General features: G+C 35.3%; 34 protein-coding genes. 15 read left to right on the top strand and 19 right to left on the bottom strand.

Annotated elements, in window-relative coordinates:
* The first annotated feature begins 1 nt into the window (after window position 1).
* The 10 genes from E4N69_RS06250 (at window position 2) to E4N69_RS06205 (ending at window position 7,342) form a co-directional block, all read left to right on the top strand.
* Window positions 2-1,495: a gliding motility protein gene (locus tag E4N69_RS06250; protein WP_253824859.1), complete on the top strand. Its 1,494-nt coding sequence runs from the start codon at window positions 2-4 to the stop codon at window positions 1,493-1,495.
* Between the two features lie 9 nt (window positions 1,496-1,504).
* Window positions 1,505-1,681, top strand: a complete 177-nt coding sequence (locus tag E4N69_RS06245; protein WP_253824858.1) for a hypothetical protein — start codon at window positions 1,505-1,507, stop codon at window positions 1,679-1,681.
* Window position 1,682: 1 nt separating this feature from the next.
* Entirely contained in the window at window positions 1,683-2,183 is a 501-nt protein-coding gene (locus E4N69_RS06240; RefSeq protein ID WP_253824857.1) for a hypothetical protein, read from the top strand.
* A 61-nt stretch (window positions 2,184-2,244) separates the two neighbouring features.
* The gene (locus E4N69_RS06235; protein WP_253824856.1) at window positions 2,245-2,685 is read left to right on the top strand and encodes an Imm12 family immunity protein; all 441 of its coding nucleotides are present in this window, start codon (window positions 2,245-2,247) and stop codon (window positions 2,683-2,685) included.
* 4 nt (window positions 2,686-2,689) lie between these two features.
* A complete protein-coding gene (locus tag E4N69_RS06230) occupies window positions 2,690-3,424 on the top strand; it encodes a hypothetical protein (protein WP_253824855.1) in 735 nt (244 codons plus the stop codon).
* 183 nt (window positions 3,425-3,607) lie between these two features.
* A complete protein-coding gene (locus E4N69_RS06225) occupies window positions 3,608-3,910 on the top strand; it encodes a tetratricopeptide repeat protein (RefSeq protein ID WP_253824854.1) in 303 nt (100 codons plus the stop codon).
* Between the two features lie 38 nt (window positions 3,911-3,948).
* Window positions 3,949-4,548 (top strand): hypothetical protein, encoded by a 600-nt coding sequence (locus tag E4N69_RS06220; protein WP_253824853.1) that lies wholly within the window; start codon window positions 3,949-3,951, stop codon window positions 4,546-4,548.
* A gap of 213 nt (window positions 4,549-4,761) precedes the next feature.
* Window positions 4,762-5,529 carry a HEAT repeat domain-containing protein gene (locus tag E4N69_RS06215; RefSeq protein ID WP_253824852.1) on the top strand — a complete coding sequence of 256 codons (768 nt, stop codon included), beginning with the start codon at window positions 4,762-4,764 and terminating at the stop codon, window positions 5,527-5,529.
* A gap of 17 nt (window positions 5,530-5,546) precedes the next feature.
* On the top strand, window positions 5,547-6,308 hold the full coding sequence (locus E4N69_RS06210) for a YwqG family protein (RefSeq protein WP_253824851.1): 762 nt from the start codon (window positions 5,547-5,549) through the stop codon (window positions 6,306-6,308).
* Between the two features lie 50 nt (window positions 6,309-6,358).
* On the top strand, window positions 6,359-7,342 hold the full coding sequence (locus tag E4N69_RS06205; protein WP_253824850.1) for a hypothetical protein: 984 nt from the start codon (window positions 6,359-6,361) through the stop codon (window positions 7,340-7,342).
* A 37-nt stretch (window positions 7,343-7,379) separates the two neighbouring features.
* Here the strand turns inward: E4N69_RS06205 and E4N69_RS06200 are convergent, their stop codons facing one another.
* The 14 genes from E4N69_RS06200 to E4N69_RS06135 all read right to left on the bottom strand — a co-directional run bounded on the left by E4N69_RS06200 (window position 7,380) and on the right by E4N69_RS06135 (window position 16,847).
* A complete protein-coding gene (locus E4N69_RS06200) occupies window positions 7,380-7,904 on the bottom strand; it encodes a hypothetical protein (RefSeq protein ID WP_253824849.1) in 525 nt (174 codons plus the stop codon).
* Between the two features lie 11 nt (window positions 7,905-7,915).
* Window positions 7,916-8,722: a hypothetical protein gene (locus E4N69_RS06195; protein ID WP_253824848.1), complete on the bottom strand. Its 807-nt coding sequence runs from the start codon at window positions 8,720-8,722 to the stop codon at window positions 7,916-7,918.
* Between the two features lie 67 nt (window positions 8,723-8,789).
* Window positions 8,790-9,917 carry a hypothetical protein gene (locus E4N69_RS06190; RefSeq protein ID WP_253824847.1) on the bottom strand — a complete coding sequence of 376 codons (1,128 nt, stop codon included), beginning with the start codon at window positions 9,915-9,917 and terminating at the stop codon, window positions 8,790-8,792.
* A 182-nt stretch (window positions 9,918-10,099) separates the two neighbouring features.
* On the bottom strand, window positions 10,100-11,164 hold the full coding sequence (locus tag E4N69_RS06185; protein ID WP_253824846.1) for an ankyrin repeat domain-containing protein: 1,065 nt from the start codon (window positions 11,162-11,164) through the stop codon (window positions 10,100-10,102).
* Between the two features lie 83 nt (window positions 11,165-11,247).
* Window positions 11,248-11,556 carry a hypothetical protein gene (locus E4N69_RS06180; protein ID WP_253824845.1) on the bottom strand — a complete coding sequence of 103 codons (309 nt, stop codon included), beginning with the start codon at window positions 11,554-11,556 and terminating at the stop codon, window positions 11,248-11,250.
* A 50-nt stretch (window positions 11,557-11,606) separates the two neighbouring features.
* On the bottom strand, window positions 11,607-12,368 hold the full coding sequence (locus tag E4N69_RS06175) for a class I SAM-dependent methyltransferase (protein WP_253824844.1): 762 nt from the start codon (window positions 12,366-12,368) through the stop codon (window positions 11,607-11,609).
* A 36-nt stretch (window positions 12,369-12,404) separates the two neighbouring features.
* Entirely contained in the window at window positions 12,405-13,256 is an 852-nt protein-coding gene (locus E4N69_RS06170; protein WP_253824843.1) for a DUF2262 domain-containing protein, read from the bottom strand.
* Window positions 13,256-13,597 carry a hypothetical protein gene (locus tag E4N69_RS06165; protein WP_253824842.1) on the bottom strand — a complete coding sequence of 114 codons (342 nt, stop codon included), beginning with the start codon at window positions 13,595-13,597 and terminating at the stop codon, window positions 13,256-13,258. Before E4N69_RS06165 ends, E4N69_RS06170 begins: the two co-directional genes overlap by 1 nt.
* A 35-nt stretch (window positions 13,598-13,632) precedes the next feature.
* Entirely contained in the window at window positions 13,633-13,827 is a 195-nt protein-coding gene (locus tag E4N69_RS06160) for a hypothetical protein (RefSeq protein ID WP_253824841.1), read from the bottom strand.
* Between the two features lie 19 nt (window positions 13,828-13,846).
* Entirely contained in the window at window positions 13,847-14,230 is a 384-nt protein-coding gene (locus E4N69_RS06155) for a hypothetical protein (RefSeq protein WP_371922371.1), read from the bottom strand.
* Window positions 14,231-14,258: 28 nt separating this feature from the next.
* Window positions 14,259-14,975 carry a leucine-rich repeat domain-containing protein gene (locus tag E4N69_RS06150; RefSeq protein WP_253824839.1) on the bottom strand — a complete coding sequence of 239 codons (717 nt, stop codon included), beginning with the start codon at window positions 14,973-14,975 and terminating at the stop codon, window positions 14,259-14,261.
* An 83-nt stretch (window positions 14,976-15,058) separates the two neighbouring features.
* A complete protein-coding gene (locus tag E4N69_RS06145) occupies window positions 15,059-15,637 on the bottom strand; it encodes a hypothetical protein (protein WP_253824838.1) in 579 nt (192 codons plus the stop codon).
* Window positions 15,638-15,662: 25 nt separating this feature from the next.
* Entirely contained in the window at window positions 15,663-16,121 is a 459-nt protein-coding gene (locus E4N69_RS06140; RefSeq protein WP_253824837.1) for a hypothetical protein, read from the bottom strand.
* A 174-nt stretch (window positions 16,122-16,295) separates the two neighbouring features.
* On the bottom strand, window positions 16,296-16,847 hold the full coding sequence (locus E4N69_RS06135; RefSeq protein WP_253824836.1) for a hypothetical protein: 552 nt from the start codon (window positions 16,845-16,847) through the stop codon (window positions 16,296-16,298).
* 353 nt (window positions 16,848-17,200) lie between these two features.
* Between E4N69_RS06135 and E4N69_RS06130 the strand changes: the two genes are divergently transcribed.
* From E4N69_RS06130 to E4N69_RS06115, 4 genes are read left to right on the top strand one after another with little or no spacing between them, the layout of a single operon-like run.
* Window positions 17,201-17,935: a hypothetical protein gene (locus E4N69_RS06130; protein WP_253824835.1), complete on the top strand. Its 735-nt coding sequence runs from the start codon at window positions 17,201-17,203 to the stop codon at window positions 17,933-17,935.
* 45 nt (window positions 17,936-17,980) lie between these two features.
* Entirely contained in the window at window positions 17,981-18,964 is a 984-nt protein-coding gene (locus E4N69_RS06125; protein WP_253824834.1) for a DUF6630 family protein, read from the top strand.
* A gap of 21 nt (window positions 18,965-18,985) precedes the next feature.
* Window positions 18,986-20,077: a DUF6892 domain-containing protein gene (locus E4N69_RS06120; RefSeq protein ID WP_253824833.1), complete on the top strand. Its 1,092-nt coding sequence runs from the start codon at window positions 18,986-18,988 to the stop codon at window positions 20,075-20,077.
* Window positions 20,078-20,100: 23 nt separating this feature from the next.
* On the top strand, window positions 20,101-20,583 hold the full coding sequence (locus E4N69_RS06115; RefSeq protein ID WP_253680996.1) for a GNAT family N-acetyltransferase: 483 nt from the start codon (window positions 20,101-20,103) through the stop codon (window positions 20,581-20,583).
* Window positions 20,584-20,810: 227 nt separating this feature from the next.
* Here E4N69_RS06115 and E4N69_RS06110 read toward each other — a convergent pair whose 3' ends face one another.
* The 4 genes from E4N69_RS06110 to E4N69_RS06095 are packed head-to-tail and all read right to left on the bottom strand — an operon-like array spanning window position 20,811 to window position 23,118.
* Complete coding sequence (locus E4N69_RS06110) at window positions 20,811-21,023, bottom strand: LPXTG cell wall anchor domain-containing protein (protein WP_162663493.1); 213 nt, start codon at window positions 21,021-21,023, stop codon at window positions 20,811-20,813.
* Entirely contained in the window at window positions 21,023-21,733 is a 711-nt protein-coding gene (locus E4N69_RS06105) for an ABC transporter permease (protein WP_162663492.1), read from the bottom strand. The genes E4N69_RS06110 and E4N69_RS06105 overlap by 1 nt, the downstream gene beginning before the upstream one ends.
* Window positions 21,717-22,460 (bottom strand): ATP-binding cassette domain-containing protein, encoded by a 744-nt coding sequence (locus E4N69_RS06100; RefSeq protein ID WP_162663491.1) that lies wholly within the window; start codon window positions 22,458-22,460, stop codon window positions 21,717-21,719. Before E4N69_RS06100 ends, E4N69_RS06105 begins: the two co-directional genes overlap by 17 nt.
* On the bottom strand, window positions 22,429-23,118 hold the full coding sequence (locus tag E4N69_RS06095; RefSeq protein WP_014263033.1) for a TetR/AcrR family transcriptional regulator: 690 nt from the start codon (window positions 23,116-23,118) through the stop codon (window positions 22,429-22,431). The genes E4N69_RS06100 and E4N69_RS06095 overlap by 32 nt, the downstream gene beginning before the upstream one ends.
* Window positions 23,119-23,806: 688 nt before the next feature.
* Here E4N69_RS06095 and E4N69_RS06090 point away from each other — a divergent pair.
* The gene (locus E4N69_RS06090; protein WP_253824832.1) at window positions 23,807-24,139 is read left to right on the top strand and encodes a hypothetical protein; all 333 of its coding nucleotides are present in this window, start codon (window positions 23,807-23,809) and stop codon (window positions 24,137-24,139) included.
* Window positions 24,140-24,226: 87 nt separating this feature from the next.
* On the opposite strand, the gene E4N69_RS06085 is transcribed toward E4N69_RS06090, so the two are convergent.
* Window positions 24,227-25,252 (bottom strand): hypothetical protein, encoded by a 1,026-nt coding sequence (locus tag E4N69_RS06085; RefSeq protein ID WP_253824831.1) that lies wholly within the window; start codon window positions 25,250-25,252, stop codon window positions 24,227-24,229.
* Window positions 25,253-25,318: the final 66 nt, after the last annotated feature.

Raw genomic sequence — 25,318 nt, 5'->3', positions numbered from 1 at the left:
TATGAAAGCTAAAACCGGCGATGTATACTGTGTGTATAATTCATATTTAAAAAAATATACTGCATGCCAAATAACCAAGATAGAGGAAGGTGAGAAAAAACCGAAAGCAGTGCTGCTCTGGTTAGATTGGTCGGGTGAACAGCCTCTCAAAGAGGAAGAATTACCTTTACTAAAGCCGCTTTATCAGGACTTTATGTACTGGAAACGTGGTCTGCATCTTTGTAATGTTGATGTCATGGTGCCTGCGAACCATATGTTAATCGGTAACATGCAGCCATTAACCGATGAAAGCACAAATACCTATGCAATGTCTTGGGGAAACGGATACGAAGTATATCGTCAACTTAAATGGCAGGAAATTCCTAAAGAGCAAAGAGATGCGTTTAAAAAAGCGGAGAGCAGTAAGGAAAAAATTATATTTGCCGGAAAAGAAAGACCGGTTTCCAAACATCGCATATATGATGATGTTCCTTTTGAAAATGTGCTGGAATTAAAGGCCTTTCCATGCTTATCCTATTTGGCATGTAAAAAATGGCATACCGGTTTATATGAATATTTACAATCATGTCCGTTTTTAGATGAGCTGGTACTTGAAAATCATCAGCAAAAAAGATTGGATTTTTCCAATACGCATTTACATCAGCTTTCCATTGATATGAACGGCGTGGAAGAACTGTATCTGAATAACGAATTGGAAGAACTTATTCTGTTAGGTGAAGTAACAAATAACTGTAAAATACATGCTGTTGAAAACGGAGCTTTATTACTTTTAACAGCAACTAAAATAGTGCCTAAAATACAGGGGCTAAAAGACTTGGGCAAACTGCATTGCTCAGAGATTACAGAACTTGATGTAGCCGAGATTTTAAAAGCATACCCGATGCTGAAGGAATTGCGGCTATGGGGCAAACCCGGTATTCTTTCTAACCTTTCTATGCTATCCCAATTTACAAAATTGGAGGGCTTTACCACGGTTGATTTATTCGGTTTTTCTGCCGAAGATATTCCGGAGCCGGAATGTTTACCGAACTTACTTTGGTTTTGGATGAGCAGCCTGCCGGAAAATGCAGCCAAAAAAGCTAAACAGCTTTATAAAAAGAGAAAAGAAGAAGGGCTTGATCTTTGGATACAAAAGCCGCGAAAACCGGAATGGCTGGCGCAGAACCTTGACAATCCGTTCCGCTCATGGGACGGACAGGAAAATATTTCTGCAGCGAATGCCAAGAAAGCAGCAGATATATATAAAAAAACAAGAGCCGAAATTCTCAAATTGGAACAAAGCTCGCCGCTCGAAGCAGCACGGACTGCTGAAGCTTTGGTGAGGGCATACACCGAAGCCTTTAATAAGATGGACAAACGCAAATATTTTATTGAAACAGTAGAAAGAGAAGATATTTATTGTGCTCTTACAGAACTTTTAGATTTAATATCGCCTTCTCTATCTATCAATAAAGAAAAGCTCTTGGAAATTTTTGATACGATACGGGATTTTTAGGATTAAAAGATGTTTCCGAATTATTTGGACGGCGCAACTGTTTTAACGATTACTCACTTAGCCGAGGATTCTAAAAATGAACTTGCAAAAAAGATATTTGCAAGGATAAACAAAGATTTCGAGAATCTTTCTCCCAAAGAACAGGAAGTTTTCACAGCGAATTTTCCGCATATCTTTAGAAATTAATATGAATAAAATTGTAACTACAACAGTAATGGTAATTTTTACTCTTTTAATTTTTACAGCCGATATAGTGTTAATCACAAGATTTTTCACACTGATAAAACAAAGAAGATATAATGATTTGGCTCCTCTTTGGGGCGGGCTTCCTGATTTATTTCCGAAAATTGAAAATAAATATCTTAAAACTTTTTTGAACTACATCATGCTAAATATTGCGGTGTATATCATCGGGTACTATTTCCCAAAGACAGGGGTTTTTACCGGAACTCTTATCTTTTCTTTTGATATTGTTATCGAGAGTTATAGATTTTTAGTATCGTTTATAATAACGAATTTGTTTTTAGCTATTAGTCAACTTACAAGAAAAATAAAAATTTTTCAACAAAATACAATTTCGGCCAAACTATACTACATTGAACTTATCATCATTCCCATTATTGTTATTTTTTCTCTTTATTTTTTTGACAGCGTTTTTGATAATCTTACAATAAAGGTAACAATATAAAAGAATAGTACACTCACAAAATTGCTAAAAGATGATAGAATAAATATGAGGAGACAGCAATATGGAAGTTATTTTGAGTACGGTAATCGGCGGTGAAATTACGGTTGAGGTTGATGGTGGGAAAATTGTTCATTCATTGATAATAAAAATGAGAAACTCCTTGAAAGAGCATTTTAAAAAAATATTTTTTGAAGGGCTAGATAGAATAAAAATCAACGTATATATCAGCGGAGATGTTTCTTCTTATTGCGATAAAACGGGTATTACTGCAACCCGATATTTCCGTGCAAAGACAGAATATACGACAGAGTTTTGTATCGATAAAAACTATTGGTCGTTAGAACCTGTTCTTCCAGTGGATAGAAAGTTTATTCTATTCATGGAAAGCTCGTTGATACAGTTAGGCGGAATTATTGAAAAAAAGCTTAAAGCAGCCGGATATAATTTTGATGGCGAGCTGTTTAAAGAAATTGTTCTTAAAAGTTTAAGAGGGATTAGTTAAGAATATGGCAAAGTATTCAAAAGAAGCATTAGATGAAGCATTGCTGCAAGCGCAAAGCAGCAATATTAGTATGAGAAGAAAAGGGATAAAGTTTTTAAGACAAGCTTCTTGTTTGGAAACGGGTACGAAAAATACCTATCCGATAAGAGATTGGTTTTCTGAAACTAAAAATTACACAAAACTTTTTAAAATAGTAAAATCCGAAAAAGATTCGAAACTGTTATGGGAATATTTATTTTTGATTAAAACATATTGTGAACGTTATATTGATTTAGCTTATTTGGTAAAAGATTCTCAAAATTTTATCGCAAAAAAAGAAAACACAGAATTCAAAATAAAGGCTCGTGAGCTCGGAGGATTATTTTTAGGGCATCAAGATGCCTCTGTACGGCAAGCTGCAGCAAGCCTGCTTTGGTATTTAAAGAAAACTTCCGAAGTTTGGCCTGTAATCATAGAGCTTATGCAGAAAAAACGGGATTATATAACACTTTCTCATATCGGCATAATGATTCGCAATTGTTATTCACTTTTGAATGATGATAAAATTATTACAGACTCTTTTGGGAATGCTGTGGCGAAGGAAAATCTTATTTCACTAAAAGATGCAGAAGCTTTAAAAGAAGCCGTATCATTTTCATTGGAAAAAACTCCTAAGGCTGCAAAAAAAGCCGGCTTTAATTCCGTATCTGAAACACTGGACGATATAATTACAACACTTACAAAAACGGTTGAAAGATGATAGAATAAATATAAGGAGGTGCGATAAACAGTTCGGCAGAAATTCAGCCTCACTGTTTATCTTCGAGTTTGCCTTTCAGGCAAACATCGCATTATTATATATGTGTGCTTTCCGGCACACATTTGAAAAAACTTTTTTCGCAAATTTATATTTGCTTCAAAAAGTTTTTATAGAGGGTAAAATATGAACGGAGAATTATATCTAAAAAAGGGCATGCTGCAACTAAATAAGAAATTGTATGACGAAGCCTTGGAAACTTTGAATAAAGTAATCGAACTCGATGATGATCTTGCCAGTGTTACATCTGCAAAATGTATTTTAGGTGAATATTATTTTATTCATCAAAACTATGAAAAATCAAAAGAATTTTTATCATGGATTTTTGACAGACAAGATGAGCTTGAAGAAGAGTTTGACGATTTACTTTCACAAGAAATTGATACAGCCTCGGTACTGATGGATATGATGGAAAGATATAAGCTGTAAAACACAATTTACTACAAATATGCAAGGAGTGATATTGTATGCAAAACAATTCTTATATTCATAATTTAAAAATGGAAGATGTTCCTTGGCATCGGCTTCCTACAACTTATGGAAGAGCGACCTTGTTTCCTCAATATTTTGAAATATTGGAAAACATGCAGGACACGGATAAAATAGAAAATGCATTGTATGAAATAGCAATAAATATTGAACATCAAAGTACTCTGTGGTATGCAACTCCGTTTGCTCTTATATTTCTTACAAGAATTTTTATGAAAGCTTTAACTCAGAGCAGTACAAATAAGAATGCGCACTACATTGTAGAAGAACTACTGGAAGGTTTTGCAATAATAGCTGAGAGTTTTTGTGAGGGTGATGAATTGGAACATGCAGAGCCTCTTCCTTTTTTTGAAGATATGTTAAAGGAAGAATATTTATGGTCTGAAGTTTATAATGAAGATGATGATTGCCTCCGGTATGAAGATGAGAATGTTTTTCCTGATGATCTTTTTTACAGTTTTTATTATTATTCTTTTGAGGTATTAAAAATATATCGGGAAGAATTTATTAAATTAAGAGAGACGGAATTTGCCGTAAAAGCAAAAGTACTTTCTTCATGGTTTGAGGGAAAGAATTAATTAGGTTTTTTGAGGTTGAATATAAAATCGGAGATAAAGTAATGAAGAATTCAAGGTTTAACTTCGACCGCTAAAATAGTGCAGTCGAAGTTAAATGACGAGTTTGCCGTTCGGCAAACATCGTATATTATATGTGCGCTATCGCGCACTAATTGAACAACTTCTAAAGTTGACACTTTGTTCAGTTGTTCAATTTTAAGGAAGGAAAAAGTTTTGCAAGAACTTGAAGCGGAACGGTTACGCCGTCAAAATCTTACAAAAGAAGATTTACAAAAAAAGTATGCCGACTTACAAAGAACCGGTTTTCCTCTTAGCGAATGTATCGGTTTTATAGCCGATTTAGGCGGCAGTAATGAGATTGCTTATCATTACGAATTGATTTGCGAAGACTGGGAGCGAGATGATCCGTTGCATTTGGATAACAGTTTCGATAAACACGATTTAGCGGGAATTGATTTTCTTTTTGCAGCTATAAACAAAGCTGCAACCGAAAAAATACGCGTGTTCACCGCCTATCTCATTGCCGAAATTCTTGTAAGGTCGAAACATCGCAATTTTCATACGGCTGCATGCAATCGTCTTGTGCCGATACTCGTTTCGCTTACAAATACGAAGGACTGTGTTCTGAGGCGCAAAGTGCTGATAGCTGTAGGGTGGGTTGGGACAGTACAAGAGATTGGTATTTTTAATGACAGAATGCTCCACGATGAGGATAGTCTTTGCCGTGCATGGTCAGCTTCGGGGCTATGGCAATTATCATGTAACAGACTGCATAGTCAAACAATACTCCCGGATGTAAAAGATGTTTTTAGACAGGCAATCGCTGCGGAAAAAGACCTTTTTGCATGCGGCGTAATGATAGAGTCGGCACAGAGTTTATTCGGCAAAAAATGGATATCGTCTATCGCTGTTGAAAATGAAGATGCAGTAAAAATAGAAAAGGCTCGCAAATCGGCTGTCAGATTTTTAAGTAAGGATTAAATATAAGAAGTATAATCATGAAACAAATTCCCGATTTTATGAAAGAATACGAAACCGCTTTACAAAAATACAGGCAGCGTTCTGTCGAAATTCTTGCGACAGCCCTAAACGACGGTGAAACAACGGATATAAAAAGTTCCAAGTTTTTGGGAACCCCTTATTTGCCTGTCGGTACGGACTATCCGAAAGACAAGGATGGCAAGCCGCTTGTTTTATGGGCGCAATTAAATTTTTCGGAAATTCCTCATTTGGACGATTATCCCGAAAATGGTATTGTGCAGTTTTTCGTTTCGGCAGATAAGTGGTACGATTGCGAAGAAATAAAAGTACTTTTCCACGCGCATACGGACTCGCCGCCTCAAACTGATTTTCCGTTCTTAACCGAAGATTTGTACGAAGAGTGTCCGATATGGTGCGAGCACCGTTTGCAGTTTAAAGAAGCTGAAGAGTACGGCGGTACCGAAGATTTTCGGTGTAGCTGTATGTTCAACGGAAAAAGCCCGTGGGAGCTTTATGATACGCTTGAGCCTGCACAAAAAGAAGTATTTGATGATTTATTTTACGGCACGGGGCACAAGATAGGAGGTTATTCATATTTTACACAAACCGATCCGCGCGATTACGGGCAAGAACATAAGAATGATGTTTCTCTTTTGCAAATCGATAGCGATGATAAGATTATGTTCGGCGATACCGGCACGGCTCATTTTTTTATCAACAAAGACGATTTGAAAAACAGAAACTTCGACAAGGTATGGCTGTATTGGGATTGCTGTTAAACAAATGGGCTCGGAATCAGTAGCTAAGCTATATGGAAAGGCGAACGGATATGAACGAAATTTATGCAATTACCAGCTTATCGGAACTGGAAGATTTTTTACATTCTCAAAACTTCATTGAAAACATACGTGAAAAACTTTTTGTAGAGTTTTTAAAATATGCGGATTATAAAAGCGTCTCGGAGTGGAACAAGGCGGTGCGGCTTTGTGAATGTCTTGCCGTAATCGGCTGGGGAAATTATGAACCTTTGGAAGCGTCAAGAGGTGTGTTTTTTAACGGTAATCCCCGTACCTTTTTTTGCAACAGATTTGGAGAGCTCCGGTTTGTCGAGGCAATATGGTCAAAAAGAAAAACAGGACTTACCATGGAGCAGGGTAGAACTTCCTATTACCCCTCTCCCGACTGCAAAGACAAGAAGCAATCGATGTGTTGGGATTACTCCGTAACAGAAAATATAGAAGACATAAAAATTGAAAGTCAACGTAATTGGATTCCTAAAAATCCTGTTTGGATTGTGCATACAATATCAAACTGTTATGAAAATTCAAAACCGGTTATAGAAAGCATTAAAGAAAAACTTCAGGACGAATTAAATAAAAAGATGCGTCCCGAAAAATACGGCAAAGCCGTAAATTGTATTTTATTGAAATGTGCTTTCAGCTATTATGATAATGCTCATTGTAAAACAAACTATGTCATCGATGAATCGGGGCGCAAATTATCAAATCAAGAAGCCGCAAAAGAATTACAGAAATTATACACAAAAGAAGAGATTTCCGAAAACGGATATTACTTGCGTCCCCGATTTCAATACGGGCCATTTAGAGCAGATGCAGGCAAGATAAATGTAGTTATACATTTTGAAAAAGAATTCAGCCGATTAACACATCGTCAGCAAAAAGAAAAACTGGCAGAGTATTTTTTAATTGCACTTAGAACTATTGCAGAAAAACAAAAAAAGAAAACACCGAATTATGATTTCAATTTAATGATTTCCGATTTCATTGAAATAATGAAAAAATGGATGAATTAGGGAGGTATAAACATGCTATTCATTTATGTCGGTAAATCTAATTTTCCCCTTGTTTTTCAATAAGCTCTTGTACTTCTCTTCCCAAGGTCAATAATCGGCTCATGTCTGATATATCGCTTATCCCGAAAGGATTGAAGGATGTAGCGCCTGTAATTGTTTTGTATTCTTTCGGTCTTGATATAAATGATATTTTCCGGTTATCAATTCCTATATCAACCTTTAGCAATTTATCATGATTCGATTTGATTTTACAAAATGAGATTTTACCGGCTATAATTTCTTTTTCATTTTCTAAAATTCTTATATTAAGCTTATCGATATAAACAATAAATTTTTTTGCTACACTTTTACGAATTTTTTTTATAATAAGATATGATATAACAAATGCAGGTAAAAACACTAAAAATTTAAATAGCGGATGAATTTTGTAAGTAATCATTCCAGAATAAAATAACAGCAGGTAGGTTAGTAATATAGGAAACATAAAGCTTATCGGAAAGCATAATCCCATAATCATGTCGCTTTTTGGTGTTCCTGCCACAAATTCAAATTTTTTCATCATATATGTATCTACTATATTATGTTAATTTCTTTTATCAAATGATAGGTTTCTATAAAGCGAAGTTGCCAAATCTTCTTGTCGGCGGTAATTTCTTCGTATATATTCTCCAATGTATGCGCAGGTGCTAATAATCCTAAAGAATAATCTTCGAAAATGACTTCACCTATCTTTTCAAGTTTATCTAATAGAAGTCCTAAATCTTTGTGATTAAACCAGCAATCCGTATCCAGAGCATATTCCGTATTTTGTTTCTTACAGGCAATTTGGCTGTTCAAAAAATCATCCATAGTCGGCTTATCTTTTTGCAACAAACGCGTGCAAGCTAAATGATATTCTATTTTTCTTGGTGTCTGGTCAACATCTGAAATAAAAACGACACCGTACTCATTCTCAAATTTAACTGCAAGCACTTCTCCAACTTTAAAATACGGGTCTCGTTTAATTTTTGCCTTTGGTACCTTAATCGGTTTTTGATTTTCACTTTGCAGCTGTACTGCCAGTTTATCGAGTTCCTTTTGCCTTTGCTTTAAAGCTTTCCCGTCAATTTCAAGCCAGAAATCATCAGCACCTTTTGCAATTATTGTTAATGCCTTATTCTTTATCTTTTCCGGCAAATGTCCAACCTTCCACAAAGAATAAGCGAATGCAGTCCAGTAAATCTCCGTGTAAAATGAATCTGTACAAAAGTTATTCTCGTCATTTAAAATATCTTCAACTATTGTGTCGATATTTTCACCGTCTTTATATCGTTCTACTATAGTATTGTAAATATCATACCCATCGTCACTGTCTATAATTTTTACACCGTCTATTGCCATTTTTCATCTCTCCGTTCATAATTCTAATACATTCCTTAACAAGTGCTGCTTATTTAGTTTTGCTTACTTATAGAAAGGTTAATGTAATCCTTTTAACTTCTTTGTAATATTGATTCATTTCAAATAAAATCTTAATATTTTTATATTGCACACCTTCCATATTCTCTTGCTCTGTTTTTGGAGGAGAAATTCCTAGTACTTCATAAGGTTCTTTCCATTCTCTGCGTTTATCAAAAACAAGATCAATCCATACCGGTTCAATATATATTTCTTTTGCATCATCTATAATTGCTTTGACAATCGTTGCCTCAAGTAAAGAACATGGTGAATCCGATAAGTTTTTAGCTTGTAAAGTTATATTTGTAAACTCATATTGATTATCACTTTTAAAAATATAAGCGTTACTTATTTCCCCCGGTTGCAAAATGATGTTTTTTAATTCTTCAATCGTTCCTTGCTTTACAATAAGGTTTTTAAAGAAACAATCTTCAAATGTATCACTGCCTAAAATAAAAGACTTCCCAATATCTGCATGAAATGTAAATCCATTCGGATTATCCGAATGCGTTTTTAACTTTGGAGTTAATTCTTTACAAATGTCTTCGTATGCCGCAATACTAAGTCCATCGTTTTTTACTTCAGATATATCAAGATATATCATGCTATCATTATCGGCAACACCTTTCAGTCTGATGCCGTCAATATCCATTCGTATGTTTAGTAATCTCTCATCAATAAGCATCGGATGTTTTTCAGAAACGAATGCAATAAATTCCATCGCTCTATCATAAGGAACTTTCAATTCTTCAAGTGAACGTACTTTCGTATAGTATATAAAATTTATAGGGATTTCCCAAAAAATCTCATCATTACCAAGTTCATAATTTTTTTTGTATTCCTCAATGATATACTCGCCGAAAATCTCATCAAAATTCGTTTTTATAGAAGGTGATGTCATGGAAAGAGGATCACGGGAAACAGTATAAAAAATGATGAGATCGGGATATTCATTTAATGTCACAAGCCAGCGGCGATAATATTTATCTTTCTTAATGGTATATGCATCCTTACCAAATCTATTATCCAAATATTTGATTATCATTTCACTATCTTCTTTAATATGCGAACAGGCATTTAAAAAGATTGCGCTGCATACAATACATAATAAAATGACTATTGGTTTAAAAATATGCATATACATTCTCCTTTCATGTTCGCATCAAAGTTGTTTTCTTTCTCTTGTTTTTCAATAAGATAATACGGCTTATTCCATCTTTTCCTATTGCTTATTTATAAGAGAACAAAAAATACTTGTGTGAGATTTCTCCGCTCATTTTGCCGCCTCAAAGAACTATTTTTATAAGTTTATATTCTCAATCATCTGTTATAATTTGTTTTTCCTAAAGGAATAGGTGTCGGATTTGAAAGCACCCAGAGAACTGAAAGTTCACACAAACGCTCCGTTATAGCGTCTTCATCACCACCGTTTGCACGTATGCTTGAAATAAGCTCTTTGGTCTCTTCCAGTTCTTCCTCAGAAAGCGGTGTGCCTGAAGCAAAATGATTTGGCAGGGTATTAAGCATATTTCTATAATCTTTATCCCAGTTTACTCCGCCGTTTCTATATAGCTCATCCTGCACCCTGCCTGTTATACGGATGACTTCTCCCTGTACTGTTTTTGCAGCTCCGCTTGAAGGAATCAGCATCTCCCAAAGTTCATCGTATTGTTCCCTCCAAGAACCCGTCTTTACAATAATAGGAGAAACGCCGTCATGTATTTTACGTTTTGGAGCAGGCTTTACATCAAATAGTGTATAGAGTTTCTCAAGCCCTGCTTCTGCTTCAGCCAGATAATCTTTATTAAAGTTTTCTCTGTGAAATTCAAAATCCTTACCGATTATTTCGACTCTTTCCGTCATTTCAGGTACTACCTCAGCACCTGCCTTTATCAACATTTCTGCAATTTCTGCCGCCTGTACAATATTACTATTTCTGCAAGTAGCAAGGGCTTCGGCTAGCGGAGTTCGTCCCATATCATTTTTTGCATTAACATCTGCACCTTTTTCAATCAAAAAACTTACTATCTTAGGTCGGAAAAACCCTGCTGCCGTATGCAGAGGTGTACTTCCATATGTATCAGGTTTTTGTATATCTCCTCCTAATTCATACAGCAGTTTTACAGTATCTCTGCCCAGAGTGGCATGTTTATATAATGGTGTACGCCCATAATAATCGAGTGTATTTACATCTAAGCCCTGTTCAACGAGCCAGATCACAAGTTCATCAGGAACACCGCCATAATGAAGCGCCGTATTTAAGCTGTATCTGCCGTCATGAGCGGTAAGCTCACATTTATCATAGACGGCTTTAAGTGCTTCAACATCTCCTGCTGTAATCAGTTCATCAAAATTTTTAGGTAAGGTAATTCTTTTCTTTGCCATTATTCTTCTCCTTAGTTATAATCCCCAATTATTAAGTTTCCATTATACTATGTGGGTATCAAAAGTATTTGATACTTGTATCATTAAATAATTTCATCTATAATTCCTTCTCCAACTTTATTTTGGCCTTCCATTATATAAAACTCAGTTCCGCAGGCTAATCCGGAATAATCGACCTCTTCATACAATGGTACAACCAGACTTTTTACTAAAGTCTCAAAGTCCGCTTTCTGCCCTTCAATAAAACAAATACCCAGATATCTTGTATCTGTTTTTATCATAAAATGAGGACAATATTTCCCATTACTCAAATCAGGCGGTAAGCTTCTCTTTCTTCTATAAAATTTTACAGTGCAGACCAAAGTGAAATCAAAATTATCATGCCGATTCATATTAATCTCCTATAGCTTACTGTTTTACTTAAAAAACAAACTAAAATTTATTATTTCTTTTTAGCCACAAAATAATATCTATGAATTTTTCCCTTAATTACACCTTCTTTATCAAGAATTTCCTGTGCTTTAAAAAGATTATCCTGATATTTCTCCACTTCAAATCCGGGAAATTCCCAATCAATAATTCTGGCAAACCAAACCAGTGCACCTACATCATAAAACTCTATCGGTCTGTAGACTTCATCTTCTTCCACAATGTCAAATCCGTTATCAGCAAATTCCTGTCTTGCAATATTTAAATAAGCTTCCGGAAACGGAATTTCAACATCACCTATCAAAAGCTCTACAAGTTCCCTGTCATTTTCTGCACCGACTTGCTGCGTAAGAAATACTCCTCCGCTTTTAAGAGTTCTTTTAATCTCTTTTATATTATATTTACCATGTCTGTTAGTAATAATGTCAAAGTAATTATCTTCAAAAGGAAGAATATCGCCTCCGTCACATGCTTTAAAATCTATTCCTAAAGGAAGAAGTCTGCCCTCACATATTTTGATGTTTGGTTCATATCCTTCAATCGCAGCAGTATGTTTAGCGTTTGCCATAAAAGACAAAAGAAATTCGCCGCCTCCTGTTTCCATGTCCAATAAATAATCTGTATCATTTAAATAGGATTTTATAATGTTTTCGAAATCCCATGGAAGATCATCCTCTTCTTTATATCTTCCTCTAATGTGTGAGAAATCCCAACCTTTAATATGAGCTATTTCCTGCTCATGCAACCATTGATTAATAACAGCTTGTTTTTCCATTTTTTCCTTTCATTACCATAAATATCAGTATATGTTTCATCCCTCAATATCAGCCGACACAATCCCCTTCTTAGGGCTGCCGCAAACCGTTATGCTATGTCCAAAGAAAAGGTCATCATCATCAAAATAAGCAGAAAATGAACCTCCCGATGTCATCCAAATCAAACTTAGACTAATTCTTTTTGCAAAACTTTCTTCTGTAATTTCAGCAGCTTCTTCATCAGATTCTGCCCATTCACAGGCAAGTTTTGTAAGCTTTTGGGCAGCAAAACTGCGCAGGTCTGCATCCCATTTTTCCTGTTCTGACACCATTGTTTTCAGAGCTTTTTTAGCCTTTGTTATTCCTGATTTATTATCCTTATCTACATATAAGGATATATGTACCTTGTCACCAAGCCAAGCTATATTTCCCTCAAAACTTTTAATTTGCTTATCATAAGTCAGTTCACCCAATACATCATCTTGCAAAATTATCGGCTTTCTATACTCTGCAAGTATTTCTTCAAGTTCCGGACAAGCTACGTCTTTTTCAAGAACTTCCACAACTAAAAAATGGTTTTTTATCGGCAATACACCGTTTGGAACTTCCTCAGGAAGCTTTGCACGCACCTTTAATTTGTAAATGGTTTCGTCTTCAAATTGATATGGCAAATTTTCTTTATCTGTGACAGGAAATACTATACGCCCTTCTTCTTTATGCAGTTCACCTGTTTCACAGTCCACATAAGCTAAGAAATAAGCAGCCCAGTCCCAAAAACCGTTTCTCAAACTTCCGCCGCCGCCTTCGTGTCTTAGAACAATAATCTCTCGTTCCTTTTTCTCAAAAGAGTCTTCCCATTCTTTTTGTGTCATTTTATTTCTTAGCCGCATGTATTCAATTAATTCCATTAAGTCCTCCAATCAATCCCCTCACCTGAATGTTTGACAAACTCATATACATCTGAGGCTACACGCTTCATTTCAATCGACCCCAAAGCTCCCAAATCATTCATATAAATAGTATCATCAGAATCTTTTTTTATAAAGAAAGCCAAGTCACCGCCCTGTCCAATCATAAAAAAATCCGGCTCCCATTCTTCTATCTGATAAGTAGTATTTCTTTCTACCAAATCCGCCTTTGAATATAAAATGATACCGGTATCCTCTATTGTAAATTCTCCATCCTCTCCTATTTCTAATAAAAATTTATCATATAAAGTAGGCAGTACAAAATCCATCTGATTATTCATTGTAAACTTCTCCAAATATTTTCTGTCTTAATATTTTATATCTCATCTTCACTTAATTCTCTAAAATTTGAAATATGATACCCAAAATAACATTTTCCGGATTGACCTATAAAAATTCCATGTTCCGGCATATTAGCTATCTCGCCTAAGTAAACCATAGGCATGTCATCAGAAAACGGATATTCAAAAGATATTTCATCTTTAAGAGTAACCAAAGTTTTTTCTTTCATTGTGTAAGTGCTCAATTTATTACTCCATTTGAAATGCGATTTTGCATTTTGAGTTCTTTAAATTTGGAAAACCATATTCCTCTAATCGATTTAATGTTTTTTGAATAGATTCGGTTATATTCTTTTTGCTAATAGGTAAATTGCTTACGATATATATAATACCACTCAGTTTTGCCGGATAAATAATACCGCACTTAGATTCATTATTTATAATACGGAGCAGGTAAACATCATATTTTGTTTTGACATAGAAGTCAAACTCTTGATTATCATAAATCTCCTCCGGAATCAGGTGGACTGGAGCTACGATACAGTCTTTCATTTGAAAACTATCATTTCCAAAATGTGCTTTACAATTATGTTTTCGCTTTATTCTTTCTATCCATTCAGTAATCATTATCATCTCGGTTTTAAAATTATATAAATACAAACTAACGAACATGGTCATTTTGTGGAATATCTTTAAACTTTTCTGCAAACCTATCATTCCATATTTTGTAATCATAAGCAGGCATATTAACAGATAGGAATTCTAATTTTTCAAGTTCTAAAACAGGCGAATAATCTCCATTCAATAGCCTAAATCCCGTTGTATGAAGATTTTTAATATTCTTCAAACTTTTTAAAAAATCAAAAGAATCTACTTTAATTATATTTCCCATAGAACTATGAATTCCCAGCTGTTTAAGATCCTTTAATTTTCCCAACGGAGAATAATCCGTTACGCCGGTGAAGTTAGATAATATAAGTACTTCTAAATTTTTTATTTCGCCTATGGGCTGCAAACTTTTTACTCTTGATGAAGCATATATTGAAAGAGTCTTTAAGTTTTTTAATTTTGTAATACACTGTATGTCCGAGAAATTACCCTGAAATATAACGAGTTCTTCAAGTGACGTTTGATTACATATCGCTTCCAATAACTTCTGATTTACAATACCTGTTACTAAAAGCTTTTTAATGTTTGTTTTTGTATTGTTAAAATAATCTATCCAGCTTTTTAAAATGTTATCTCTGTCTTTTTTTAAAGGATATTTTTCTTCAGATAATCCGTAGCAATATAACTTTAAAATTTCTTCTCCTGTATAATCTTTTAACTCTGTAATAGAGTTTCCTGCCCATTTTGCATTCCAATTATAGTAATTCATAATTATTCTCCCATATTCACATAACAGTCAGTTCACTACTATAAATGCGACTAATCCATCATTCATCAAATTCGTTTTTTAGTTCAAATTGTTTTAAACTCGATAAAGGACTGTTTTATTTCAGACAGTTCTTTTAACTTTCTTTCCAAAATCACTGCATTCATTCCGTTTTTGATTGCAATTTCATAATACTTATCAAATTCGGGATGATTATTTTGTTTCACAACCGCTAAAAGTTCTGCAAAATATCCCCAAACGTTATTATAGCTTTTTGTTGAAGTATAATCTTCTCTTTTCGGCATCCACTTGAGCTTTACAAAGAATTTGTAAAGTATCTTACTCCACGTTTCTACATCATCATCATAGCAAAAAAACTTGGTCTCAAATAGACTGCCGAAACGCCTGTCCCAAAATTTTACATTGTCAGGCAAATACCAGGTGTTGCGGGTATCGCGGCATATCAATTCTGTTATTATTCTTTCAAGTATTTCGGATGGAAAACCTCCGGTACAACCATAACTTCCGGCAACTGAAGTTTGTGCCGCTTCCTCTTTAAGTTCTTCATAGGCTGTGCGGCTATCAAGCAACACCAAAGCAATTTTTGCACGGTGACCAAAGGCTTTTCCTGCACTCAATATTCTATATTTCTCAATCTCGTTCATAGTTCCTCCGCTCGCCTAACTTTTCCTATAATCCGAATTTTTCCCAGTCATTAACCGATTCAATAACAGGTATCCAACTATCGATTTCAAATTTTTCCTGTTCATAGGGTTCAGTATATCCATCCACTATTAATATTCCGCTGCATTGGATATGAGCCTTGCTATTCCTTATTTCAAGAATTTTTAATTTGTATGAAACCATCGGTTCGTGTTCATAAATGTAAAATGAATCTTCTCTGTCATCGCTTTCTTCTATTGTCATTACAGAAAAGGATTCTCCAATTAATTCTGCTGCTGAGTTTTTGTTTGTACCTATCCAATTTATGCAAATAGAAGGTGCTATTGTTTCGCCCCTAAAATTACCTTTAGCAAATCCGACATCCACTGACCATGATGCAGATCCATCTTCTTTTAAATACATCAGACAGCTCTGTCTTCCACTCCAGTCATCTTCAAACGTATGATTTTCTCCGATCTTTAGCATTTGTTATCTCCCTTTCACTGATAGCATATGTCATTCAATGCTGATTTATTTGAAAATTCCTTGTAACCATTTCACAATATCATCCGTCGTTTTATCACACGATAATACCAATTGATTACAGACATTTTCAGCTCCTCCTCTCATTTCTCTGAACGATTCGTAAAATACATCTATTCATCCTGCAATCAATTCCGATAATTCAAAATCTGATAAAACGGAATCCGTATATAGTTTTCTCAACAAATTATCATCGAATTTTATAGAGTAATATTCTGTAACAAATTCCTGAAATCTTTCATACGCATCGAAAGCATATCCCAATAGCCAATAACCTCCATCATGTTTATCTGTTTGATTTTGGTGAACTTCCCCATCATACCAAATGAAAAATGTCGTTTCCGCCCTTTCGTCTACTGAAAAAAGATTCATCAATTTCTCGTCAAGCCCTTCGTACATCTTGTCTATAATACTTTGATTCCATTCGTCGGCAGCAAATTGGTTCAGACTGTTTTCATGCGCAAAGCCTTTTACCAACACCACTGTTTCCGTAAAGATTACAGATAACGAATCTCCTGCTCCGTTATCAATAACATATTTGAGATTCGAGTCGAGTTTCTTCTTTCTTACTAATCGCAAGTCGTCTTCCGACGGGTCAGTCAAAGCATTATCCAAAATATATAGCGCCTCCAATCTTGTATGCATATTATCCCAATCCATATACTTCATATCGTTCCTCTTCCGTATTTCTTTGTTGTATCTCTTTTGTGAAAATAATGCACTGGCAGAACGTTCCGGCTTATCGATTGATAAGTCATTCCTTAAATATCGATAATCAACATTTCCATAACCTACATTCCACGCACAATTCTCATTTCATTACATATTTGACACTATTCTACCCTTTTTAAGGTGTTTTTTCTACTGTCAGATTTTCATCGCCCCTCTTAAAAACGATAAGGAAAAATGATACAATAGAATATGAAAGGAAGAGGATTAGTTGATGAAGAAGCTCGGTTGAAAGGATTAAGTATACTTAGGATTCGGGCTTGAACCATCAAAGAAACAATGAGATAAAAACCATGATAAAACTTACAGAAATAAGAACTGCTTTTGAAAAAGAAAAACCCAATGACCTCTTTTTGCAGTATTTCGAATGGGTAAAAACATTAATTCCGTTTTGGAGGCAGGCTGTTACGAGGATTGCCGAGCTAAACGGTACGGCAGAGGAAAAAAGAGACAAGCATTTGCGCGTCATCGACAATTCTTTGGAACTGATGTACTCTTGGCGGTTTAAAAAGATAAAGTATGTAAATCTAAGAAGAAAAGAGATAGACAGTGCCATCAGTTTTATACGAAACGGAGCCATAACAACTAAGGTTTCAAATTATGCTTTTGCTCCCGTTTGTAGAAATTTAGCGGGCATTTTGCGCGGCTTTTTATATATTTCCACCTTCGGTTATTCCGACGAGCAGCTGCCTACCGTATTAGCTCAAAAAGTTTACACTACTGCGCTATGCCATACCCTGTTCCCTTTTGATACAAGCGATTTTGTGTATTATCTTCCGCGAGAGAAATCCATCCATACCGAAGCCCCTGCCGATTTGGACAACTGGCAGTTGATGATGAGCGAGGCAGGTAAGGCTTTGAAGATTACGGAGCTCATTGAAGAGGTAAATGAGCAGGCTTGTATAATTTGGGAAAATTACAAAACACCGTTTGAATGGAAATACGATGAATCGATTTGGTCTTTGGAATTCGAGAACCTGTCGAAAAAACTGCATTACGCCGCTGAGAGAGCTTTTCATAAAATGTAAAATGATTATTGCTTAATTGAAATAAATAAAAAAAAGGAGTGGGATATGAATGGAAAAAATATCGGCCGAACTGTATCGTGGGTGTACTACAAAGACGAAAAACTCATAGGCGGGTCGGCATTTGATATACAACTCTTTCGACAGATATTGGAAAACAACGCAAGGTTCTCGAGTCAGGCTCAAGAAATGATAGAGAGCAAAATTAAAGAACAAAATATTTTTGATTGTATTTCACTCAAAAGCTCAAAATACACCAATCGCTTTTACGAAAATGGCGGCCATAGAGCATTTATACCCGAAAGTATCTGTATGGTTGATTATTGTGAAGATGAAATCTTTGCCGTTGTGAGAATCGGAGAGTGTTGTGAAATTGTTTCTTATGATTATGACATCACAGGCAAGAAGGGACAAGAGTGGTTCAATTTTATAGGAAAGAACAACCCTGTTTTTGATAAAAAAATCATTGAGAATATAAAAACGGCTTTAACACAATACGGACAACTGCAAATAAAAATACTTGAAGAAGAAGACAGACGTATTTGGGAAGCAAAAGAAAAACTTGCTTGCCGGAACAAAAGCTTACCTGCCGATACGGAACAAACTTTTTTATCGCTTTGCAAATTACTCGGCATATCTCCGCAAAAAGCCAAGAAAATATACCATACAGCATTGGAGCAAGAAGATATTTGTGTCTCTTTGATAAACGATTTTATAGATTTGAACTATTTGGCAATGTTCGATTGGAAGGCGGATGTGGGAGATATTGTATACGGTTACAATCTATTAGCAAAAAAGACAAAATCGAATATGCTTCGCTTGGATAAAGATACGGAATTTGAACCGCCGGAAGTTTTCCGTAGACTTGCTTCGATGAGTGACAAGGTATTATATCTTATCGACACAAATAGCGATTGCTATATTTTAGGTTTGTCAGATAAAGAAAATAGAGAAAAAATCATAAGTGCTTATAAACGACTGTTCAGCCTGCTTCAATCTGAGAATACGATTGAAATTGTGAACATGCTGTAATGAAGGAAAAGGAGTTATAAAATGAGTATTATAAAAAACAGGGAATCAAATAAACAGGATAAACAGCCGGCTATGCCGCAACAGAAACTTCATATAAATTTAACTAAAAACGGTTTGTATATTAATGATGAGTTTATTGAAAACCTATCAATAGATATTCTTGCGGAGAAATTCGGTGAATATAGAAAAGTATTGCGTAAGCCGCCTGATGGAACAGTAAGTAAAGATGATTTAGAGGAAATATATATCTGGGATAATATAGGAATAAAGAGTTTTGTTTCCAAAGGACGTATCAGCGAACTAGACATAAGAATATGTGAAGATAGGGAATGGGAGAAAAAAGTAAAATTTTCGTTTTTCGATGTAAATCCAACGCAGGTGTTTCCCGGCATTTTTACGATAAACGGTAAAACTATTTTGGAAGCTATACCTCAAAAAACATTGAGAGAAGCTTATATATTTTTAGAAATGAAAGTGGAAAACTGGAAAATAAATTGCTCATTGTCGAGCAAATTAAACTCGGTTCTGGGCGCACTATCTTTTCAGGAGCGTTTGAGAAAATCAAAAACCGATGAGATAGCCGATTTGGTATGTGCCGAACCTGAACCTATACGGGATATAAGTTTTTGGTATAAACCGCCGAGGGTGTCGAGCGGTAAATGGGCGCTGCCAAAGGTGAAAGGTGAAGTACTGACATTTACAAACTTCAATTTTAAACTTGCTGTTATCCAAGAGCTGATGTACAAACAAGAACTGCTTAAACCGAAATTTGATGTATATGATTTTTGTAATGATTATGCAAAAAAAGAAATAGATCCCGATGATTACTACGATAAAATGATACCTGAAGTAAAAAGCTGGTTTCAGCAATTGGAAATTCCTGCTGAATTAGCCCCAAAGGTAACACAGCTGTTTCTTGATGGCGGAAATGAAATTAATATGCAGCTTATTCCGCAATGGGATGGCGAAGATAATTTATTTGATATTAAGTCTATTTCCGATGAAGAGTTGGCACAGTTTCCAAACTTAAAACTTATTAGCGGTACCGCTATTTATATTTCCGAAAAAGCAAAGAAAAAACTTATCAAGAAAGGAATTAATATTGCAGAATAAATTTAAGTCATAAAGGATATATTATGCTTCATTTGGAAAAAGTAAACGGGAAAAACATTTGGGATATTCTGAAACTGCAGGTATCGGAAACACAGAAAAGCTTTGTTGCTGCCAACGATATAAGTATCATTGAAGCCTATATTACAATCACCGCAAATGGTTATGCATTTCCATTCGGGATATATGACAATGAAACACCGGTCGGATTTTTGATGATCGGTTTTGATGTTCATGACTATTGGATTGATGCACCTAAAATAGCAAAAGGGAATTATAATCTTTGGCGGCTGATGATTGATAAAGCGTATCAAAACAATGGATTTGGAAAAGAAGTAGTTAAATTGGCTCTAGATTTTGTTAAGACTTTTCCTTGCGGAAAAGCTGAATGTTGTTGGTTGTCTTATGAACCTGAAAATCAAGTTGCGCGTAAACTATATAGCTCATTCGGTTTTGTTGAAACAGGAGATACGGATGGGGAAGAACTTATCGCAGTGTTAAAGCTATAATATAAAATAGAAGATAGATTATAAACCGCATGGTTGATTTTGGAAGAACCTGTTGTTCGTATTCTCAACATCTTATACTACCCTATTCGTCTTCTCTCAGTATTTTCTCGTACTGTAAGCATAGGAATTTCGATTTTTGATATACATACTTTTATCCTGTCTTGTAGCGTAAATAGTCTGGTCTCATGTAGAGCCGATACGCATTCAAGAACCCCTTTTTCAGTGGATTACATCTGCATCAGTCCACTTACAATAGCGAGAAATCCTATTACCATACAAGCATAACAAACAAATTTGTTATTGTTTGAATTTCTTTTTTTGAATAACAACACTGCTCCAACAAGGATTAGCAACAATCCAAACCATACACTTCCCAAATATAATTCTGATGCCATTCTATCAAGAAAATTGTCCACTGTTCCTTCTATTTTTTGTTCCATTATAAAATCTCCATCTTATTTATTTTTTTCATCAAAAATATCGAACACAAGATACCAATCATTACCATTGCCGCTGCTAACACATACATCGCTGCTCGATTAGGGTTTGCATTTACCACAATATTACACATTAACGAAGCAAGGAGAACTGCAGAAATAATAGTTGTCGGCACTGATTTTTTGATAAATCCGATTCCTACTGCTATCACTCCGATAGTTGCAGCTATCGCTGACATCAATATGGTATTTTCAACAATGTTCAAGATAATAGAAACTGTAAAGTTGTTTCCTACAAGATGAATGAAATTTTCAGTGATACCGAATATCAAAAAAACAATAAAGTTACAGATAACCATTGATATAATCGTAAATCCACACACAATCAAAAGTTTGGATAACACAACCTTTTTTCGACTGACCGGATAGGAAAAAAGTAAAATAGGTCGCTTACCCGAATAATCTTCAATAACAAACCTGCAATACATCACTGCAGACATCACACAAAATACTGCCATGTTAAAAACACAAAATAGAGAAATAAGATTATCATATCCTGCAAAAATTGCCATGTCTTTATCATTCGGCTCTATCAAAGGGGCATATGCAAAAAGAAAAAGGAAACCAATCATCGTAATCGCTATGATAATATCCGCTAAGATATAAGTGTTGATGTTATTCTTTTTTAATTCCAATCTAATCAGCGTTTTCATTTTCTTTTCTCCCTATCATAATATCCATAAAATACTCTTCCAGACCTGATGGATACTCTACCTTCACCTTATCCATCGAGACCTCTCTCACTATCGTTCCGTTGACAATGACCCCTATTGTATCCGCAATATGCTCTATTTCTGTCAAAATATGACTGGAAATCAGTAATGTCATACCCTCTGTTTTTGCAAGGTACAAAAATAAGTCCCTCATTTCCTTAATTCCCATAGGATCCAGTCCGTTAATCGGCTCATCCAGAATCAATAGTTGTGGTTTATGGATAATTGCTCTTGCAATCGCTAAACGCTGACGCATTCCCAAGGAAAAAGTAGATACCGGCTGAACACCAATATCCTTTAATCCGACTTTTGACAAGACATCCTCTACATTCCCACCTTCCTTGCCCATGTAGGCAAGATGCATACGCAAATTTTCTGCTGCCGACAAATGTTCATAAAAAATGGGAGTTTCTATCAAAGTACCAATCTGTGATAACATATCACTCGGTGTTGAAAGATTATCTATTCCAAACATTTGTAATTTTCCCATAGTCGGTGTAAGAAGTCCTGAGAGAAGTTTGAATACCGTTGTTTTCCCCGCTCCGTTCGCACCTAAAAAACCATAAATCGTACCTTTTTCTACATGCATATTACAACCTTTAATTACTTCCTTACCGCCAAAAGTTTTTGTAAGGTTATTTGTTTCTATAATGAAATGATGATTCATCGGTCTTATCCTCCTTTGGATATAATTTTTGCAATAGCTCCAACGATTTTTCAATAAGTTCATCACTGAATACATCGATGCCTATCGACTTCATCATATATTGTAAAAATCCGAGTCTCGAGGATAACTTCTCACCATCACAATCAAAAACAGCCGGATCACACCACACATTGAGCAATAGCATAAAAACTTCCGCACATTCATCCGGAAAATCTGTAACGATAGAGCCATCTTGTATTCCTTTCTTAATAATTTTTGAAACAAAGTTAGAATCCTTATTGACACAAGATTGCATGTAGGATAGGACAAACTCTGCACTTTTCATGCGTACACTCATTGCATCATCTAAATAATGTGCTTCCTGATTCTCGATATTTTTCTCCAAAATAAGTTGCAACTGTTCTTTTCCACTCAAAAACCGGGTCTCTTCCATAAAGTTTTCTATTGTACCCTTTACACTTTGCTCCTGCTTCTCCATAACAGATTTGATAATTTCATCCTTCGATTTAAAATGATGATAAATAGCCCCCTTGGATATTCCGGCAGCTGTTGCAATATCCATCATGCTGGTCTTATCGAATCCCTTTTGTAAAAACAGCTTCGCTGATACGGATAAAATAGCCTCAATGGTAGCCTTTGCATTATATTCTTTCGCCATAGCTGATACACCTTCTTATTAAATTCCGACCGTTCGGTTTTTTATAATATCTTTTATCTGTTATTTTGTCAAGAGCTTTTATAAATTATTCTCTCACAGTCTCTTGCATCATACTTGGCTCATAGATGTTATCTATCATTGTTGTAACTACAATGATAGATAACTTAGTAGGATGATATGATGTATCCTATTTTTAATTTGTAATGCTGAAACTCAATATTTTGTTCAAAAAAATAGAGCATTTCAGAAACTTAAAAAGTTCCAAACCGACTCTATAACAGTCTAACAACAGAGAATCATCAAATCATCAAAAACAACCCTTGTAGAGATTGAAGCGATTCAACTATGCCATCAGTTTTCAATTTTACAAACAGATTCCCTTCCTTGCATAAAGTTACTTTTCATGAAAAATAAAAAAGACCATGTATCTTTGGTAAAAACGCCCTTGCTAACTGCTCTAACGGATATAAAAACGCACATTATCTTAACATGTTATCATCTTAAGACAATGTGCGTTATCAAAATTGCTCTATTTTAATCACTCTATTTTAATTGCTCTATGAAGTTTGGAGTGATACAATAAAAATGTAGAATATTCTACAAAATGTTGAAGGTAATTTTGGGAAAGGAGACTGTGGTAAAGCAGTATTATAAAACCGAAATATAAATATATTTGGAGGAAAGAAAATTGAATAAAACATTATTTTTAGGAGCGGTGCTTATTGCAATGACAGGCGGCAGTGCCGGTGTAAATGCCGAAAATGCAGACATACTGCCTACCGGTAAGACGTATACGGTAAACGGCGTATCGTTTACGATGATCACCATTCCTGCCGTAACGGACGGTACCCTCGGATACGGAGAATACGACGTAAACCCTGCACATATGGTCAGCTTGCCGTCCTACCGGATCGGCGGTATAGATATCGATATATATACCGCAGCGCTGCCGATCAGGCTCTTTTATACTCCCGATTTTCATGCAGGTAGTCTCGGATTACGCTTGGCATGCAGGTTGTAATTTTTGCATCTTTCGAATCGCTTATCATACTGCAAGAAAAAAATACGGCGCGGCTTTGTGTAGGGGGATTATGACGACTGAGCTCTCTTATTCATTCCAATCACGTGCTATTTCGGTTGAAATCTCAAAACCGGTCATGTCATTGCTTTCATTAAAATGAATATAAGCAAAGTATTCATTCCAAAAGAGATGATCGCTTCCGGTTGACCATTTAATGCCGTAGTGCAGCTGGGTTATGTCTCTCGTATTTCTCGGCGGTGCTAACCATAGTTTTTTATCGAATGTTTTTTGCAATGTTTCTTGTTGCAATGGAACGAGCAGCTCAACATCATCAAGACAATAACGAATTGAATTTGCTCTTGCATCGGAAATGCAGTATTCATCAAGTTTTAAATGAATGATTTTACAATCCTCTAATACCGTATCTTTCTTTTTATGACCGTAAAGACCGATGCTCCCGATCACAAAGCCGTCTTTTACAAGAAGATAATGAGCATAAGGTATAGCAGTATTATTTCTTCGGAATCCTTTTTCAACGAGAATACTCCGATCAACGGGATATTTTTTAAAAGCACCGCAAGAAAGCAGTTTTTTATAATCTCTGCCGGAAGGATTATCCTGTTTTACATAAATATCGAATCCGTCCGCGGCTATATCGGCAACAGTTGTATGTGCCATCTTAATCTTTGTGTTGTTAATCGTAAAAACCGGAGCCTTCACCGGAACGCTGATTATGATATATACCAGAAACGTATAAAGTGAAAATATTGCGACAGCCACAAACACAAAAATACTTCTTCCGGTACGCTTTCGTGCATTAAAGAGAGCCATAACCGGAGGCAAGACAATAGCTGTTGCCAAATTAGAAAATCCTGAGCCTCCCTTTTTTATCACCTGTAAGGCAAATAATATTGCCCCAAGTATCGAAGATGCATATACTAAAAACTCACTGAGCTCCATTTTTGTAGTATCGGTCTGTTCGTTTACCGGTTCTTCCATCAATGATTTTCCGCCCGATACGGTTCGTTTCATATAAATATACATTCCGAAGATAACCGCTAAAAAAATAAGTCCTGAAACGGAAAGCAGTAAAATAAAAATTAATCTTCCCAATCTATCATCTCCTCATCTATATTATAGAAATATCTGTCTATGCATTTTATATTCATTAAGCTTTTT

The sequence above is a fragment of the Treponema sp. OMZ 906 genome (assembly GCF_024181185.1).
Taxonomy (GTDB): domain Bacteria; phylum Spirochaetota; class Spirochaetia; order Treponematales; family Treponemataceae; genus Treponema.
The sequence above is the reverse complement of the archived record's forward strand: the minus strand, read 5'-3'. Positions and strand labels throughout refer to the sequence as shown.

Coding starts and splice junctions, on each gene's coding strand:
- E4N69_RS06110 (WP_162663493.1), bottom strand. CDS start 21,023: ATGGAACAAAAAATAGAAGGAACAGTGGACAATTTTCTTGATAGAATG.
- E4N69_RS06230 (WP_253824855.1), top strand. CDS start 2,690: ATGGCAAAGTATTCAAAAGAAGCATTAGATGAAGCATTGCTGCAAGCG.
- E4N69_RS06200 (WP_253824849.1), bottom strand. CDS start 7,904: ATGATGAAAAAATTTGAATTTGTGGCAGGAACACCAAAAAGCGACATG.
- E4N69_RS06245 (WP_253824858.1), top strand. CDS start 1,505: ATGTTTCCGAATTATTTGGACGGCGCAACTGTTTTAACGATTACTCAC.
- E4N69_RS06220 (WP_253824853.1), top strand. CDS start 3,949: ATGCAAAACAATTCTTATATTCATAATTTAAAAATGGAAGATGTTCCT.
- E4N69_RS06150 (WP_253824839.1), bottom strand. CDS start 14,975: ATGAATTACTATAATTGGAATGCAAAATGGGCAGGAAACTCTATTACA.
- E4N69_RS06185 (WP_253824846.1), bottom strand. CDS start 11,164: ATGGCAAAGAAAAGAATTACCTTACCTAAAAATTTTGATGAACTGATT.
- E4N69_RS06140 (WP_253824837.1), bottom strand. CDS start 16,121: ATGCTAAAGATCGGAGAAAATCATACGTTTGAAGATGACTGGAGTGGA.
- E4N69_RS06205 (WP_253824850.1), top strand. CDS start 6,359: ATGAACGAAATTTATGCAATTACCAGCTTATCGGAACTGGAAGATTTT.
- E4N69_RS06115 (WP_253680996.1), top strand. CDS start 20,101: ATGCTTCATTTGGAAAAAGTAAACGGGAAAAACATTTGGGATATTCTG.
- E4N69_RS06145 (WP_253824838.1), bottom strand. CDS start 15,637: ATGAACGAGATTGAGAAATATAGAATATTGAGTGCAGGAAAAGCCTTT.
- E4N69_RS06165 (WP_253824842.1), bottom strand. CDS start 13,597: ATGAATAATCAGATGGATTTTGTACTGCCTACTTTATATGATAAATTT.
- E4N69_RS06105 (WP_162663492.1), bottom strand. CDS start 21,733: ATGAAAACGCTGATTAGATTGGAATTAAAAAAGAATAACATCAACACT.
- E4N69_RS06135 (WP_253824836.1), bottom strand. CDS start 16,847: ATGAAGTATATGGATTGGGATAATATGCATACAAGATTGGAGGCGCTA.
- E4N69_RS06210 (WP_253824851.1), top strand. CDS start 5,547: ATGAAACAAATTCCCGATTTTATGAAAGAATACGAAACCGCTTTACAA.
- E4N69_RS06155 (WP_371922371.1), bottom strand. CDS start 14,230: ATGATAATGATTACTGAATGGATAGAAAGAATAAAGCGAAAACATAAT.
- E4N69_RS06195 (WP_253824848.1), bottom strand. CDS start 8,722: ATGGCAATAGACGGTGTAAAAATTATAGACAGTGACGATGGGTATGAT.
- E4N69_RS06125 (WP_253824834.1), top strand. CDS start 17,981: ATGAATGGAAAAAATATCGGCCGAACTGTATCGTGGGTGTACTACAAA.
- E4N69_RS06250 (WP_253824859.1), top strand. CDS start 2: ATGAAAGCTAAAACCGGCGATGTATACTGTGTGTATAATTCATATTTA.
- E4N69_RS06130 (WP_253824835.1), top strand. CDS start 17,201: ATGATAAAACTTACAGAAATAAGAACTGCTTTTGAAAAAGAAAAACCC.
- E4N69_RS06170 (WP_253824843.1), bottom strand. CDS start 13,256: ATGGAATTAATTGAATACATGCGGCTAAGAAATAAAATGACACAAAAA.
- E4N69_RS06175 (WP_253824844.1), bottom strand. CDS start 12,368: ATGGAAAAACAAGCTGTTATTAATCAATGGTTGCATGAGCAGGAAATA.
- E4N69_RS06095 (WP_014263033.1), bottom strand. CDS start 23,118: ATGGCGAAAGAATATAATGCAAAGGCTACCATTGAGGCTATTTTATCC.
- E4N69_RS06240 (WP_253824857.1), top strand. CDS start 1,683: ATGAATAAAATTGTAACTACAACAGTAATGGTAATTTTTACTCTTTTA.
- E4N69_RS06100 (WP_162663491.1), bottom strand. CDS start 22,460: ATGAATCATCATTTCATTATAGAAACAAATAACCTTACAAAAACTTTT.
- E4N69_RS06180 (WP_253824845.1), bottom strand. CDS start 11,556: ATGAATCGGCATGATAATTTTGATTTCACTTTGGTCTGCACTGTAAAA.
- E4N69_RS06120 (WP_253824833.1), top strand. CDS start 18,986: ATGAGTATTATAAAAAACAGGGAATCAAATAAACAGGATAAACAGCCG.
- E4N69_RS06190 (WP_253824847.1), bottom strand. CDS start 9,917: ATGCATATTTTTAAACCAATAGTCATTTTATTATGTATTGTATGCAGC.
- E4N69_RS06235 (WP_253824856.1), top strand. CDS start 2,245: ATGGAAGTTATTTTGAGTACGGTAATCGGCGGTGAAATTACGGTTGAG.
- E4N69_RS06225 (WP_253824854.1), top strand. CDS start 3,608: ATGAACGGAGAATTATATCTAAAAAAGGGCATGCTGCAACTAAATAAG.
- E4N69_RS06160 (WP_253824841.1), bottom strand. CDS start 13,827: ATGAAAGAAAAAACTTTGGTTACTCTTAAAGATGAAATATCTTTTGAA.